General features: G+C 68.1%; 14 protein-coding genes and 3 pseudogenes. 10 read left to right on the forward strand and 7 right to left on the reverse strand.

The features are described from left to right. Positions 1 to 126: 126 nt before the first annotated feature. Together SK854_RS22190 and uvrA are read right to left on the reverse strand one after the other, a co-directional pair. Complete coding sequence (locus SK854_RS22190; RefSeq protein WP_319977003.1) at positions 127 to 309, reverse strand: hypothetical protein; 183 nt, start codon at positions 307 to 309, stop codon at positions 127 to 129. Beyond that, a complete protein-coding gene (uvrA, locus tag SK854_RS22195; protein ID WP_319977004.1) occupies positions 309 to 3,188 on the reverse strand; it encodes an excinuclease ABC subunit UvrA in 2,880 nt (959 codons plus the stop codon). Before uvrA ends, SK854_RS22190 begins: the two co-directional genes overlap by 1 nt. Before the next feature lie 224 nt (positions 3,189 to 3,412). On the opposite strand from uvrA, the gene SK854_RS22200 reads away from it, so the two are divergent. Continuing rightward, positions 3,413 to 4,165 carry a maleylpyruvate isomerase family mycothiol-dependent enzyme gene (locus SK854_RS22200; RefSeq protein ID WP_319977005.1) on the forward strand — a complete coding sequence of 251 codons (753 nt, stop codon included), beginning with the start codon at positions 3,413 to 3,415 and terminating at the stop codon, positions 4,163 to 4,165. 47 nt (positions 4,166 to 4,212) lie between these two features. Here the strand turns inward: SK854_RS22200 and SK854_RS22205 are convergent. Next, positions 4,213 to 5,172, reverse strand: a pseudogene (locus SK854_RS22205) (acyltransferase family protein); the annotation flags it as partial. Between the two features lie 139 nt (positions 5,173 to 5,311). Here SK854_RS22205 and SK854_RS22210 point away from each other — a divergent pair. After that, positions 5,312 to 5,989, forward strand: coding sequence for an MBL fold metallo-hydrolase (locus SK854_RS22210; RefSeq protein WP_319977006.1), 678 nt, complete (start codon positions 5,312 to 5,314; stop codon positions 5,987 to 5,989). Between the two features lie 19 nt (positions 5,990 to 6,008). Here SK854_RS22210 and SK854_RS22215 read toward each other — a convergent pair whose 3' ends face one another. Next, positions 6,009 to 6,590, reverse strand: a complete 582-nt coding sequence (locus SK854_RS22215; protein ID WP_319977007.1) for a DUF7711 family protein — start codon at positions 6,588 to 6,590, stop codon at positions 6,009 to 6,011. A 190-nt stretch (positions 6,591 to 6,780) separates the two neighbouring features. Between SK854_RS22215 and SK854_RS22220 the strand changes: the two are divergent. The 4 genes and pseudogenes from SK854_RS22220 to SK854_RS22235 form a co-directional block, all read left to right on the forward strand. After that, positions 6,781 to 6,969 (forward strand): annotated as a pseudogene (locus SK854_RS22220) (amidase family protein); the annotation flags it as partial. A gap of 316 nt (positions 6,970 to 7,285) precedes the next feature. Beyond that, on the forward strand, positions 7,286 to 7,552 hold the full coding sequence (locus SK854_RS22225) for an amidase family protein (protein WP_319977836.1): 267 nt from the start codon (positions 7,286 to 7,288) through the stop codon (positions 7,550 to 7,552). Continuing rightward, positions 7,549 to 7,869 (forward strand): hypothetical protein, encoded by a 321-nt coding sequence (locus SK854_RS22230; RefSeq protein ID WP_319977871.1) that lies wholly within the window; start codon positions 7,549 to 7,551, stop codon positions 7,867 to 7,869. The genes SK854_RS22225 and SK854_RS22230 overlap by 4 nt, the downstream gene beginning before the upstream one ends. A gap of 77 nt (positions 7,870 to 7,946) precedes the next feature. Next, complete coding sequence (locus SK854_RS22235; protein ID WP_319977008.1) at positions 7,947 to 8,603, forward strand: hypothetical protein; 657 nt, start codon at positions 7,947 to 7,949, stop codon at positions 8,601 to 8,603. Here the strand turns inward: SK854_RS22235 and SK854_RS22240 are convergent. After that, complete coding sequence (locus SK854_RS22240) at positions 8,600 to 9,142, reverse strand: NADPH-dependent FMN reductase (protein ID WP_319977009.1); 543 nt, start codon at positions 9,140 to 9,142, stop codon at positions 8,600 to 8,602. The two genes, SK854_RS22235 and SK854_RS22240, sit on opposite strands and share 4 nt — an antisense overlap. Before the next feature lie 61 nt (positions 9,143 to 9,203). Between SK854_RS22240 and SK854_RS22245 the strand changes: the two genes are divergently transcribed. From SK854_RS22245 to SK854_RS22260, 4 genes and pseudogenes are all read left to right on the forward strand, one after another. Beyond that, a complete protein-coding gene (locus SK854_RS22245; RefSeq protein ID WP_319977010.1) occupies positions 9,204 to 9,794 on the forward strand; it encodes a TetR/AcrR family transcriptional regulator in 591 nt (196 codons plus the stop codon). Positions 9,795 to 9,798: 4 nt separating this feature from the next. After that, positions 9,799 to 10,176 carry a DUF1801 domain-containing protein gene (locus tag SK854_RS22250; RefSeq protein ID WP_319977011.1) on the forward strand — a complete coding sequence of 126 codons (378 nt, stop codon included), beginning with the start codon at positions 9,799 to 9,801 and terminating at the stop codon, positions 10,174 to 10,176. A gap of 11 nt (positions 10,177 to 10,187) precedes the next feature. After that, positions 10,188 to 10,631 (forward strand): annotated as a pseudogene (gene rnhA / locus SK854_RS22255) (ribonuclease HI); the annotation flags it as partial. Between the two features lie 274 nt (positions 10,632 to 10,905). Then, positions 10,906 to 11,319 carry a PPOX class F420-dependent oxidoreductase gene (locus SK854_RS22260; protein WP_319977012.1) on the forward strand — a complete coding sequence of 138 codons (414 nt, stop codon included), beginning with the start codon at positions 10,906 to 10,908 and terminating at the stop codon, positions 11,317 to 11,319. Here the strand turns inward: SK854_RS22260 and SK854_RS22265 are convergent. Further along, positions 11,276 to 11,620, reverse strand: coding sequence for a hypothetical protein (locus tag SK854_RS22265; protein ID WP_319977013.1), 345 nt, complete (start codon positions 11,618 to 11,620; stop codon positions 11,276 to 11,278). The genes SK854_RS22260 and SK854_RS22265 overlap by 44 nt on opposite strands. A gap of 303 nt (positions 11,621 to 11,923) precedes the next feature. Next, complete coding sequence (locus SK854_RS22270) at positions 11,924 to 13,060, reverse strand: aminotransferase-like domain-containing protein (protein WP_319977014.1); 1,137 nt, start codon at positions 13,058 to 13,060, stop codon at positions 11,924 to 11,926. Between the last annotated feature and the right edge of the window lie 43 nt (positions 13,061 to 13,103).

Below are 13,103 nucleotides of genomic sequence, written 5' to 3' on the forward strand. Positions count from 1 at the left end.
AGTGACAGATCCTCGACGAAACTCACACCGCGCCAAGAATTCCCTGCGCGAACTCCCTGCGCGAATTCCTTGCGGTGTGGCATACGGCTCTAGTGAGACTTGAGCGCCTCACTAGGCCGGCCGAGTTCACTTGTCGACTAGATGAGGAAGCCGTTCCAGGGTCCGCATCCAGCTGACAGCCGCGACGCGCCGGAGTGCCTGCTCCGACGAGTCGAGCGCCTCTACGAGGCTGAAGGGGTACGCCACGGGCTCCCCGCGCGACGCCTGAAGAGCGCGCTCGCGGTGGGCCAGCGCATCGAGTGGAATCATCACCCTGCTGCTGACACCTCCTCGTTCTCGAGCACCTGCAGCAAGAACTGCCCCGTGTAGCTCTTCTCGACCTGCGAGACCTGCTCGGGTGTGCCCTCTGCTACGACCATACCGCCGCCGGAGCCCCCTTCGGGACCCATGTCGACGATCCAGTCGGACGTCTTGATGACGTCGAGGTTGTGCTCGATGACGATGACGCTGTTCCCCTTGTCCACCAGGCCGTTGATCACGCCCAGCAGCTTGCGGATGTCCTCGAAGTGCAGGCCCGTCGTGGGCTCGTCGAGGATGTAGACCGTCTTGCCCGTCGAGCGCTTCTGCAGCTCCGACGCGAGCTTCACGCGCTGCGCCTCACCACCGGACAGCGTCGGCGCCGGCTGGCCCAGCCGCACGTAGCCCAGACCCACCTCGACCAGCGTCTTCAGGTGGCGGTGGATCGCGTTGATCGGCTCGAAGAACGTGGCCGCCTCCTCGATCGGCATGTCGAGGACTTCGGAGATCGTCTTGCCCTTGTAGTGCACTTCCAGCGTCTCGCGGTTGTACCGCGCGCCCTTGCAGACCTCACAGGGCACGTAGACGTCCGGGAGGAAGTTCATCTCGATCTTGATGGTGCCGTCGCCCGCGCACGCCTCGCAGCGGCCGCCCTTGACGTTGAACGAGAAGCGGCCCGGCTGGTAGCCGCGGACCTTCGCCTCCGTGGTCGCCGCGAACAGCTTGCGGACGTGGTCGAACACGCCGGTGTAGGTGGCCGGGTTCGACCGCGGGGTGCGGCCGATCGGCGACTGGTCGACGCGCACCAGCTTGTCGACCTCGTTCAGGCCGTTGATCCTGGTGTGCCGGCCGGGCACCTGGCGGGCACCGTTGAGCTTGTTCGCGAGCACCGTGGCCAGGATGTCGTTGACCAGCGTCGACTTGCCCGAACCGGACACGCCCGTGACCGCGGTGAGCGTGCCGAGCGGGAACGACACGTCGATGCCGCGCAGGTTGTGCTCGCGCGCGCCGACGACCGTGAGCTGGCGCTTCTTGTCGATCTTGCGGCGCTTGGCGGGCATCGGGATCGACTTGCGGCCCGACAGGTAGGCGCCGGTGATCGACTCCTTGTTCGTGAGCAGCTTCTTGTACGGGCCGCTGTGCACGACCTTGCCGCCGTGCTCGCCGGCGCCGGGACCGATGTCGACCACCCAGTCCGACGAACGGATCGTGTCCTCGTCGTGCTCGACGACGATCAGCGTGTTGCCGAGGTTGCGCAACCTCGTCAGCGTCTCGATCAGCCGGTGGTTGTCGCGCTGGTGCAGGCCGATCGACGGCTCGTCCAGCACGTACAGCACGCCGACCAGGCCGGAGCCGATCTGCGTGGCGAGCCGGATGCGCTGCGCCTCGCCGCCGGACAGGGTGCCGGACGCGCGGTCGAGCGAGAGGTAGTCGAGGCCGACGTCGAGCAGGAAGTGCAGGCGGGCCTGGATCTCCTTGAGCACCGCGCCCGCGATCATCGACTCGCGCTTGCCGAGCTTGAGGCCGTCGAGGAAGTCGGAGCACTCCGAGACGCTCATCGCGCAGACCTCGGCGATGGACCGGTCGCCCTTTTTGCCGTGGTGCAGCGTGACGGCGAGGATCTCGGGCTTCAGCCGGGTGCCGGCACACGCGGGGCACGGGACCTCGCGCATGTAGCCCTCGTACTTCTCCCGCATGTAGTCGGACTCGGTCTGCTCCTGGCGCCGTTCGAGGAACGGGATGACGCCCTCGTAGTTGGCGTAGTAGGAGCGCTCACGGCCGTAGCGGTTCTTGTAGCGGACGTGCACCTGCTCGTCGATGCCGTGCAGGATCGCCTTCTGCGCCTTGGCTGGCAGCAGACGCCACTGCTGGTCCATCCGGAAGCCGATGGTCTCGCCGAGCGACTGCAGCAGTCGGACGAAGTACTCCGCGGTCTGCCCGCCGGCCCACGGCGCGATGGCACCGTCTTCCAGACTCAGCTCGTCGTCCGGGACCACGAGCTCCGGGTCGACCTCCTTGCGCACGCCGATGCCGGTGCAGACGGTGCACGCGCCGTACGGCGAGTTGAAGGAGAACGACCGCGGCTCCAGGTCCTCGATCGCGAGCGGGTGGCCGTTGGGGCAGGCCAGGTTCTCGGAGAAGCCCCTGATCCGCTTCGGATCGGTCTCCGGGAGGTCGACGAACTCCAGCTCGACCAGGCCGTCGGCGAGCCGCAGCGCCGTCTCCACCGAGTCGGTGAGGCGCTGCTTGGACGAGGCCTTGACGCTGAGGCGGTCGATGACGACCGCGATGTGGTGCTTCTCCTGCTTCTTGAGCTTGGGCACCTCGGCGAGCGCGTGGACGACACCGTCGACCTTCGCGCGCGAGTAGCCCTGCGTCTGCAGGTTCTGGAACAGGTCGACGTACTCGCCCTTGCGGCCGCGGATGACCGGCGCGAGCACCTGGAACTTGGTGCCCTGCTCCATCGCGAGCACCTGGTCGACGATCTCCTGCGGCGTCTGCTTGCCGATCGCCTCGCCGCACTGCGGGCAGTGCGGCTTGCCGGCGCGGGCGTAGAGCAGGCGCAGGTAGTCGTAGACCTCGGTGATCGTGCCGACGGTCGAGCGCGGGTTGCGGCTCGTGGACTTCTGGTCGATCGAGACCGCGGGCGAGAGGCCCTCGATGAAGTCGACGTCGGGTTTGTCCATCTGACCGAGGAACTGGCGCGCGTAGGCCGAGAGCGACTCGACGTACCGGCGCTGGCCCTCGGCGAAGATCGTGTCGAAAGCCAGGCTCGACTTGCCGGAGCCGGACAGCCCCGTGAAGACGATCAGGCTGTCCCGCGGCAGGTCGATATCCACGCCGCGCAGGTTGTGCTCGCGGGCGCCGCGAACAACAAGACGGTCTGCCACTGGGGTCCCTTCGGCTGCGATTGGCGGGTCACTCACGCCACACTCTCCCGAACAAGCGTTCGAAGAGTACTAGCATCGTTTCGGAGGCTGCGACCGACCCGCCGACCATGCTAGGTCGCACCCCTGACAAAAACGGTTCCGACCGCTGTCGCATTCCCCTGAGCAGGCTTTACTCATAGGCTGGTCACTTCGATCAGAGCCTCAACGTCGGGGAGAGGCAGCACATGACCTACACGCCGTCCACGCAGCACACGTCCGTACCTGCGCCGCGAGGGGTGCCAGACCGGCACATCACCGCCGTGCGCGAGGCGACGGACGTGCTGTACGAGGTCGTCGAGGAGCTGGACGAGACCGCCGTGCGCGGCCAGAGCCTGCTCCCGGGATGGACCCGCGGACACGTCATCACCCACCTCGCGCGCAACGCCGACGCGCTGGTGAATCTGCTCACGTGGGCCAAGACGGGGGTCGAGCACCAGGCCTACGCGTCGCGCACGGACCGTGACGCGGACATCGAAGAGGGTTCGCGCCGCATCCTCCAGGTGATCAAGGCCGATCTCGACTCCGCGTGCCAGCGGTTCGAGGCCGCGTGCCGCGAGTTCCCTGCTCACGCGTGGCGTTCGGAGGTCACCGCGCCCAAGGGGCAGGCGATCCCGGCGTCCGCGGTGCCGTTGTTCCGGCTGCGGGAGATCTGGATCCACCTCATCGACCTCGACGCGGGTGTCGGGTTCGACGACCTGCCCGCCGACTTCGTCGAGGAGTTCCTCGACGACGCCGTGCGGCAGTTCGAAGGCAGGGTCGACTCGTTCGCCGTCGAGGTGACCCTGCCTGACGGGACTCAACGCAGCTGGGCGGTCAACGGCCCGGCGAGCCGCAACTCGGTGAGCGGGTCGGCGAGCGCCGTCCTCGGGTGGCTGACCGGCAGGACCGACGGCACCGACCTGCGCGGTGAGCTGCCGGAACTGCCCGACTGGATCTGAGTGAGCAGCTTGTAGGCGGGGCGTTCGACGAACTTCGTCATCGCCCAGCCGAGCACCAGCGCCGAGGTGACGAAGCCGGCGAGCAGCCACCAGGACCGCAGCCCAACGGCGTGCATGCGGTCCATCACCACGGTGCCGATCTGCTGGTGCACGAGGTAGACCCCGTACGAGATGCCCGCGAGCCACGTGACCGGCGTGGCGATCGGCGCGAAGAACACCCAATCGGGTCCAGCGGCCGCCGCGCACACCATGAGCAGCAGTACGGCGAAGCCGAGCGTCGATCCGTACTCGGTCGTGTGAATCGCCTGCGCGATCAGGGTGGCGACGAGGAGCGCGGCCAGGTGCGGGGTCTTCAGCCTGTCCTTGTGCCACAGCCAGATGGCGATGCCGGCGGCGAACAACTGCGCCCTGTGCAGCGCGAACCCGTTGTAAATGGTGAACAGCGCGTGCGAGTGGTCCAGCAACGGCCGCAGCAGCAGTGGCGTGACGATGAGCGCCCACAGGAAGACGCGGAGCTTCGTGCCTCTCAGTCGCTTCACGAGCAGAGCACCGGCGATGAACGCCGCGATCTGCACCGGCACCGTCCAGTAGGCGAAGTCGACGATGTTGACGTCCGGCATCCACTGGTTGATCAGCAGCAGGTTGTAGACGACGTCTCTGCCGTCGAGCTGACTCCACCCCTCAGGGGCGATCCATCTCTGCACCGCGTAGGTGAGCAGCACCGCCGCCATGTACGCGGGCAGCAGTCTGGCGAGTCTTCTCCACAGGAACTGTGCGGGCTTGCCGCTGTTCAGCGAGGCACAGGCGAAGAAAGCCGAGACGACCATCAGCGTGCTGGCGCCCATCGACATCGGGAAGGTGAACGGCAGCGGCCCGAGATCGGGGTGACTGCTGACGCTCGTGAGCGTGGCGTGGTGGAGCAGCACGCACCCGATGGCGACGACACGAAGGACGTCCCAGCTGACCCTGCGGGCCGTCCGGGGCTTCTGTCGTTGCTCTGGAATCACGAGAGGCGGGGACCTGTTCGTTTGGTGCTTTCGGAGTACTCGCGGATCGAAGCTTGATCCTTACTTACCCTATGAGTGAGACCTGTATGCAACCTGAAGGTGTGCGTCTCGCCGCATCGAGCGACTACCGTCTGCCACCGTGGACGTACTTGAGAACTACACCGGTCACGTCGATCCGGAGGGCCCGGCGGCCCGCCGCACCCTGGACGCGCTGACCATCACGAAGATCTCCGTCGGACCGATGGACAACAACGCCTACCTGCTGGTTTGCCGGTCCACGAACGAGGCGTTGCTCATCGACGCGGCCAACGACTTCGAGCGCCTCTCCGACCTGTTCGGCCACATCCCGAACCGCCCGCGCCTGCGCACGATCGTGACCACGCACCAGCACGCCGATCACTGGCAGGCGCTGGGCGCACTCGCCGGAGCCCACGGCGCGAACACCGTCGCGCACGAACTGGACGCCGCCGTCCTCCCGGTCCCGCCGGACGTCCTCGTGGACCACGGCGACACCATCAACGTGGGAGAAGTCCCTCTCTCGATCATCCACCTGCGCGGCCACACGCCGGGCTCCATCGCCGTCGTCTACGACGACCCGACGGGCCACCCGCACCTCTTCACCGGAGATTCACTCTTTCCGGGGGGTGTGGGGAAGACCACGTCCGCGGACAATTTCGCGTCGCTGATCAACGACGTGGAGGACAGGCTGTTCGCCGTGCTGCCCGACGACACGTGGTTCTACCCCGGTCACGGCGACGACTCGACCCTCGGCAAGGAACGTCCGTCGCTCGCGGAGTGGCGTTCGCGCGGCTGGTGACGCCCTGGACGGTTCGGCGTCAGTCGACCACGTCCAGCAGATCCAGATAACCGGTGGTCGTGCGCCACAGGGCGTCCGAGTGCGGGGTGAGCTTGCCGGGGCTCCAGCGGTGGTCGGTGTAGTCCTGGTTCGCCCGCCGCAACGCCCTCAGGCTCACCTCGAACTCGTCCTCGACGCGCTTGCGCAGTTCGTCCTCCGACGGCGCGGCCGAGCGCACCAGCTCACCCGTGCCGTCGCCGACCGCCACGAGCGCTTCCTCGCTGACGCCGTCCGCCGCGCTCCAGACCAGCGCGGGCCGCTCGATGCGGTGGTTCCACACCGGGGCGTCCTTCGAGCGCCAGCGCGCCTCGAACGGGTTGCGCGACAGCCGCGTCGAGTTCGCCCAGTGCTCGGCGCCGACCGGTTCGGTCATCCACGGCACCTCGTCCACCGGCAGGTCGGTGACCAGCGCGACCTCGATGACGTCGACGTCACGCGGCACGTCGAGCAGATCGCCGAAGACCCACAGCTCCACCACCTGGAACCGGAAGAACGAGGTCGGCAGCTCGCCGCACTTCTCGGCGAGTTCGGCCAGGTGGTGCGTAGCGCGAGTCCATTTCACGAGGCGGATCATGCCTGACCGGGTGGCCGGGGCTTTGGCACGGCTGGATGTCGTCGAGCCCACGCTGTGTGCGTTCCACGAGGTCTTCCGCACGCCCTCTCTTGAGGTCGACCCCTCGCTGCCGTTCGCGGGCATGCCCATCGCGGTGAAGCGCGGCGAACGACGGAGTCACCGGGAAGCGTTGATGGCCATGGGATGTGTGCCGATCGGACTGACCACCACACCCGATGGCAGCACCCCGTGGCAGACGTGGGGCCGCAACTCTCGCGGCCTCACACGCAACCCGTGGAACCTGGATCGCACGCCGGGTGGTTCGTCCGCGGGTTCGGCCGTCGCGGTGGCGTCCGGCGTCGTGCCGCTGGCCACGGGCGTCGACGGTGCGGGTTCGATCCGCATCCCGGCCGCGTGGTGCGGGGTGTTCGGCCTGAAGACGACGTCCTCCGAACGGGCCCGCGGTCGGCGTCTTCACCCGCGACCCCGACCTGCTCGCGACCTATCTGGGCGTCACGGCGGACACCACGCCCACTGCCGTCTGGTCCACCGACCTGGGTTTCGCCTCAGTCGACGACGAGCAGGCGTCGATCGCCTGGCAGGCGGCCGCCGCGCTACACCCGCGCCCCGTCTCGTTGGCGCTCGAGGATCCCGCTTCCGACTGGTTCGCCGGCCGTTGCGGCCCGAATGCCGAACTGGACTCCGTGTTCGAGACCGCGGACCTGCTGCTCACCCCGGTCACACCCGGACCGCCGCACGGCCACGACGGTCCGGGCACGCGCATCAACACTTCGCTGACCTGGGCCTTCAACCTCAGCGGACACCCGGCGATCAGCATCCCGGCCGGGTTCGACTCGTGCGGCCTGCCGGTCGGGCTCCAGGCCGTGGCGCGACACGGCCGGGAAGCGGATCTGGTCGCCGCCGCACGCTTGATCTCCACCGCGGTGGAGGTTGCACCCTGGCCACCATGAACCTCGTCGTGCGCGCCGAACACCAATCCCTGTGGCTCTGCTTCGAGCCCTGGGCCAACCAGCACACGCTGCTGCCGGGCACGTCGGTCGTGGTCCGGTTCCCTCCGGACACCGAGGTGGAAGTGGTGCACCACCGCGACGGCATGACGTTCTTCAACGTGGGCGCGCACCCCGACCTCTACGAGGAGGACGGGACGGCGTTGGAGATCTACAGCGAGTACATGCCGGTCTTTCCCGCCGACCTGCCGATCGCGGGGCTCAGGCTCATCATGGAGATCGTCCCGCCGATCCGCGACGAGCCGGACCGCCTGAACTGACCCGATCGGGTGGTTTGACCCAATCCACCCCGCCGACCCCGTCACGTGCTGTGTCCTCCTCGCCCAGGGAGGCACGAATGGAGAGACGCATCGGCGGCGCCGGAGGCGGGTCGGATCCGGGCGCGGGCAAGGCGGGCGCGGTGGTGGTCGCGGGCGTGCTGGCGATGTCGGTCGCCGCGGGCACCGGCGGACTGTCCGTCGGCGGCGGGGCCTCGACGGTCGCCGTCGACTCAGCCGGAGTGAACCTCACCAAGGCGAGGTCCGAGGGCAAGAAGTCAGCCCGAAACGGCGACGCGGACGGTGCGTGGCGTCAGATGAAGATGCGCACCCTCAAGCGCACGGCCAAACCAGCGCTGGAGTGCGTGTCGCATTCCTTCGGCCAGGTGCGGGACCACTTCGTGCGCAACCCGTGCAAGTCGCTCGACCGGACGCTCTTCGCCGTCGGCGATGATCGGGGCAACGTCGCGGTCGTGTCCGTGGCGTGGGTCGGCTTCCGGAACCGGCGTGACGCGGGCGAGTTCAAGAAGCTGATCGACGTGCACGGCACTGGCGACATCACCCCGCTCGCCACCCCGCTGCTCGACCTGGCCGACGTCCGCTTCACCGGGCTGCACTACCAATCGCGATCAGACGGCGGCTCGGTCGTGATCGCCGAGACGGAATCCGCGTCCGGCCAGGTGAGCGGCGAGACGCTGGACGCCATGGCCGACATCGCGAGCTGGCTGCCGCGTTAGGCGGCGACCGCGCGCACCGACCGCAGCGCGGACGCCCACGCCACGAGTTCGTCGAGCATGGCGTTGAGCTCCTCGTGCTGCTGCGGCTCCCCCTGCAGATCGCCACGCCCGAACGCGACCTGCGTGCGCACTGTCGCCACCTTCAGTTCCGCCAGCACCAACCGCAGTTGCTCCACGGCGCGGAGGCCGCCGCTGCCTCCCAGCGACACGAACCCGGCCGCCTTGTCGTTCCACTCCGCGTACAGGTAGTCGAGCGCGTTCTTCAGCACGGCCGGGAACGAGTGGTTGTACTCGGGCGTGACGAACACGAACCCGTCGTACGGCGCGATGAGCGACGCCCACTCTCGCGTGTGGGCGTGCGCGTACTCGCCGAAGATCGCGGGCACGGGCTCGTCCAGCAACGGCAGGTTCACCTCCTTCAGGTCGATGAGTTCAAACGAGGCGTCGGTACGGGCGTTGGCGACGTTCACGACCCACTGCGCCACGCCCTCGGAACGGCGGCCGGGACGAGTGCTCCCCAAGATCACTGCGATTCGCATGGAGCCAAAGTACAACGCTCGTAGTACTTAGTGCAATGAGCGTTGTACTAAGCTCCGAGGCATGCGACCGGACAAGCGGCAGGCGATCCTGCGCGGGGCGTTGAGCGTGTTCTCGCGCGACGGCTACTCACGGGCGAGCATCGACGCCATCGCGAAGGAGTCGGAGGTGTCGACGCGCACGCTCTACAACCACTTCGCAGACAAGGCCGACCTCTTCCGCAACGTCATCCAGGCGAGTGCGAGCGAGGCCGCGCAGGACCAGATCGCGATCATCGAACGGCACTTCCACAAGGTCACGGACCTGGAGAAGGACCTCACGGCGTTCGGGAAGGCCATGTGCGCCGAACTCGGCAACGCCACGCACTTCGCGCTGGTGCGGCAGATCAACGCCGAGCTCACCCACATCCCGGCCGACGCGATCGAGGCGTGGCAGGAGACGGGACCGCGCAGGGTGCAGCGGGAGCTCGCGGGCCGGCTCGCCGAGCTCGGGTTCCAGGATTCGCGGCGCGCGGCCGTGCACCTGATGCTGCTCACGATGACGGGCGAGCCCTCCATCAGGGGGACGCGGCCGGATGACGACGACATCGCGGCCGGCGTCAGGGTCTTCCTGCACGGGCACGATGTCGAGAAACGGCGAGAGGCTGCGACATAGGGCTATGGACACACGTGTTGACGACTACATCGCCGGGCTGCCGGAGTGGCAGCAGGACGTCTGCCGGGAGGTGCGCAGGCTCGTGCACGAGGCCGATCCGGGCGTCGAGGAGACGATCAAGTTCACGAACCGGCCGTACTTCGTGCTGGACGGCAACATCTGCGCGTTGCTCGGCACCAAGGACCACGTGAACGTGATGCTCTACGACAAGGCGAGCGTGCCGGACCCGCACAACATCATCACGAGCGGCCACGGCAACAAGACCGCCCGCATGATCTCCGTGTACCGCGACCAGCCCATCAACGCGCCGGCGCTCGTCGAGATGTTCCGCCACATCATCGCCGCCAACCGCCGTCGCAAGGGTGTCGGACCTCGTCGGTAGCCTCATGACGCATGGCGGTCGAGATCTACACCGACGGTGCGTGCAGCCCCAATCCCGGTCCGGGCGGCTGGGGCGCCGTGCTGCGGTACGGCGAGCACGAGAAGGACATGTACGGCGGTGACATCGGCCCGACGACGAACAACCGCATGGAGCTGATGGCGCCCATCATGGCGTTGGAGAGCCTCACCCGCCCGTCCACCGTGGACCTGTACACGGACAGCACTTATGTCCGCAACGGCATCACCTCGTGGGTGCACGGCTGGAAGGCGAACGGCTGGCTCACGAAGGCCCGCGAGCCGGTGAAGAACTCCGACCTGTGGCGCCGCCTGGAAGAGGCCGCCAACCGGCACGAGGTGGAGTGGCACTGGGTCAAGGGCCACGCGGGCCACCCGGAGAACGAGCGCGCCGACCGCCTCGCCGTGCGCGGGGTCGAGGAGGTGACGGGGCGGGAAGTCAAGCAGCCCCAGGCCAAGCCGAAGAAGGCCGCCAAGCCCAAGCAGCCGCGCGAGCTGAGCGGCGAGCCGTGTGGCGCACCGACGAAGAAGGGCACGCCCTGCCCGATCACGGCCGGCGCGAACGGTCTGTGCCACGTGCACGACCCGGCGTTGCAGTGCGGCGCCCTCACGAAGAAACGCGTGCCCTGCACCATCGCGACCGGCGGCGGCCGGTGCGAATACCACCAGGACTCGCTGGAACTGTTCACGTAGCAACCGGCGTAGCGTCGCCGTCATGCTTCCCGAATCCGCCAGACCAGTGCTGGAGTCCAACGCGCTCGGCCACCTCGTGACGCTCGGCCAGGACGGCTCCCCGCAGGTCACCATCGTCTGGGTGGGGCTGGACGGCGACGAGATCGTGTCCGGCCACCTGGCCTCGCACCAGAAGGTCCGCAACATCCGCAACGACGGCCGTGTGGCGCTGTCCATCGAGACGCCCAACATCAACGACCACGGCCTGCAGGAGTACCTCGTCGTCTACGGAACCGCACGCATCACCGAGGGCGGGGCGCCGGAACTGCTCCAGCGCCTCGCGCACACCTATCTCGGGCCGGAGGTGAAGTTCCCGCCGATGGACAACCCGCCGGCCGGGTTCGTCACGCGCATCAAGGTCGACCGCGTCGCGGGCGTAGGTCCCTGGGCCTCGTAGCGGCTCGTAGCGGCTCGTAGCGGGAGTGGACCGCGGGCTGGCCCGTGTAGTTCGGACCGGCCTTGTCGTCCGCGCCCAGGTAGGCGAACGGCAACTCCGGCCTGCCCGCCCCCTCGAAGCCGACCAGGCGCTTGCGACTGTCGTAGCTGAATCCGGCCACGCGCAACGCTTTGGTCAGCGTGCGGCCGAACGGGGTGCCGTCGGCGCGACGCACGCCGTCGACGTCGAAGCTCGCCACGAATCGGCCGGTGGGCGTGAGCCAGGACGCGGCGCGGGTCAGCAGACCGAGTTTGTCGCCCACGTGGTGCAAGCCGTGCACGCACGCTCACGCAGGGGTCCCCCCGAGCTGGGAACCCCTACATCTCAACGTACTCAGAGGGTCTGACACTGCTCGCGATCACCGTTGAGCACCGTCGCCACACCGCGCTTTCCGTCGCTTTCGCCACGCTTCGGCCCGCCTCGGCCCGCGCGCCACCAGCCCGAACAGACCACGCACAGCCGCACATCGGCCGTCGAACACGCTTGCGCAGGGGTCCCCCCGAATCGGGAACCCCTGCGTTTCAACGTACTCACGGGGTCTGACACTTCTCGTCGTCCAGCAGACTCACCGCAGCACCTTCGCCAGGCGCGCCATGCCTTCCCCGATCTCCTCCACCGTGTTGGTGGTGAACGACATCCGGAACGTCGCGTGGTCCGGCATGGTCGCGAAGAACGGCGCACCAGGCACGAAAGCGACGTCGTGCAGCAGAGCCTCCTTCAGCAGCACGGCGCTGTCCGCGTCGTCGGGCAGCCGCAGCCACACGAACATGCCGCCGTCCGGGTCGCTCCACGTCGTGCCGGGCGGCACGGTGGCGGGCAGCGCGGCGATCATCGCGTCGCGGCGGGCACCGTATTCCGTGCACAGGCGCGCGATGTGGGCGTCGAGATCGTTGTGCGTCAGGTAGGCCGCGGCGGCCGCTTGGTCCACTGTGGACGTGTGGAGGTCGGCTGCCTGCTTCACGATCACCAGAGTGCGCAGCAGGTCCGCCGAAGCGCGTACCCAGCCCAGGCGCATGCCAGGGGCGCCGACCTTCGAGAAGCTGCCCAGATAGATGGTTCTGTCGCTGATCGATGCGATTGGCGGCACGGCCGAGCCGCGGTAGCGGAGTTCGCCGTAGGGGTCGTCCTCCACGACCCACAGCGAGTTCGCGGCGGCGATCTCCGCGATCTCCGCGCGGCGCGGAGCGGACAGGGTGCGGCCTGTCGGATTCGCGAAAGTCGGCACCAGGTAGAGCAAATCGGGCTTCTCCGCGGCCACCACGGACCTCAGCGACGAAGGGACCAGGCCGTCGGAGTCGCTGGCGACGGGCACGATTCGGGCGCCGGTCATCTGGAAGCACTGCAGCGCGGCCAGATACGTCGGTTCCTCGACCGCCACGACGGCGCCCGGCCCCAGCAGTGCGGTGGCCACGAGGGTGAGCGCCTGCTGGGAGCCGGTGGTGATCAGGACGTCCGAAGTGGGCAGTCCCCGGCCGGTCAGGCGCGCGGAGACCAGGGCGCGCAGGTCCGGATTTCCTTCCGTGGGGGCGTATTGCAGCACGGAGCGGTCTCGCAGGGCGAGGTCGTAGGCGGCGCGCACACCGTCCAGGTCGAACAGTTCGGGGGCGGGAAGGCCGCCCGCGAAGGAGATGACCTCGGGACGGGACGTCAGCGCGAGCAGGTCGCGCACCGGGGAACTGGCCACGGAGAGGGTGCGGTGCATGAACTTCACGTTAATCGGACCCCGCTCCTGCCGAACGCCGATT

Origin of the sequence: Lentzea sokolovensis (assembly GCF_033949975.1) — a bacterium.
GTDB lineage: Bacteria > Actinomycetota > Actinomycetes > Mycobacteriales > Pseudonocardiaceae > Lentzea > Lentzea sokolovensis.